Consider the following 1,108-nt stretch of genomic DNA (forward strand, 5'->3'; position numbering starts at 1 on the left):
CGAGGACATCTTCGGCAACCTGTTCGGCCAAGGCACCCGCACCCGCCCCGGCTCCGCGGGCACCGTGCCGCCGGAGTTCGCCGATCTGTTCGGCGGTTTCGGCGGTTTCCCGCAGCAGCAGCCCCCGCGCAGGGGCGCCGACCGCACCGCAACCACCAGCATTTCCTTCGCCGGTTCCATCAACGGCACCACCATCGGGCTGCGCGAACCCAGCGGCGAAGTGATCGACGTGCGGATCCCGGCCGGGATTAAAGACGGCCAGAAGGTCCGCGTCCGCGGCAAGGGCCAGGCCGGCCCCGCCGGCGCGGGCGACCTGATGGTGACCGTCAACGTCAAGCCCCACCCGTTCTTCCAGCGCGACGGCGACAACATCCGGATCCACGTCCCGGTCACGTTCCCGGAGGCCGCGCTGGGCGCGCAGATCGACGTGCCGACCCTGACGGGTGAATTCGTCAAGGTCAAGGTGCCGGCAGGAACACCCTCCGGCCGAACGCTCCGCGTGAAGGGACGCGGGGTGAAGACCTCCAAGAACACCGGCGACCTGCTCGTGACCATCGACGTGGTGGTCCCGCAGAACCTTGGAAAAGAGGCCGAAGACGCGGTTAACGCCTTCGCGGCGGCGACTGCCGGGTCCGACCCGCGCGGGAATCTTGCCGCCAAGGCCAGGCTGTAGCGGGAAGTTACGACAGGTCGGGACAGTCCGGACGGGAAACGCGCGAAGCGCAGGAGGGAGAGCACCATGAGCATCGATATGAACGCGCCGATCTTCGTGATTTCGGTGGCGGCCGAACTGGCGGACATGCACCCGCAGACGCTGCGCCAGTACGACCGTCTCGGCCTGGTCTCTCCGTCGCGCCAGCGGGGCAGGCAGCGCCGCTATTCGCAGAAGGACGTGAACACCCTGCGTGAGGTCCAGCGGCTGTCCCAGGAGGGCGTCTCGCTGGAAGGGATCAAGCGCATCCTCCAGCTGGAAAACGAGGTCGCCGCGCTCAAGGCCCAGGTCCGGGACCTTTCCGAGGAACTGATGGCACGGCAGCGCCGGGGCACCGACTCCAGCCGGGTGTTCGCCGCCGGCCTCGCCGGCGACGTGGTGACGCTGGCCCGCGGC

Annotated in this window: 2 protein-coding genes; both read left to right on the forward strand. The window is 68.9% G+C overall.

Translation table 11 applies throughout. The annotated features are described in order from the left end of the window. Positions 1-673 (forward strand): DnaJ C-terminal domain-containing protein (locus AC5RUJ_RS16950; RefSeq protein ID WP_494156326.1); only part of this gene is annotated, 673 nt, incomplete at its 5' end. Positions 674-739: 66 nt separating this feature from the next. Continuing rightward, on the forward strand, positions 740-1,108 hold a 369-nt coding region (locus tag AC5RUJ_RS16955), incomplete at its 3' end, for a heat shock protein transcriptional repressor HspR (protein ID WP_494156327.1).

Source organism: Arthrobacter sp. Y3223164, assembly GCF_059091005.1.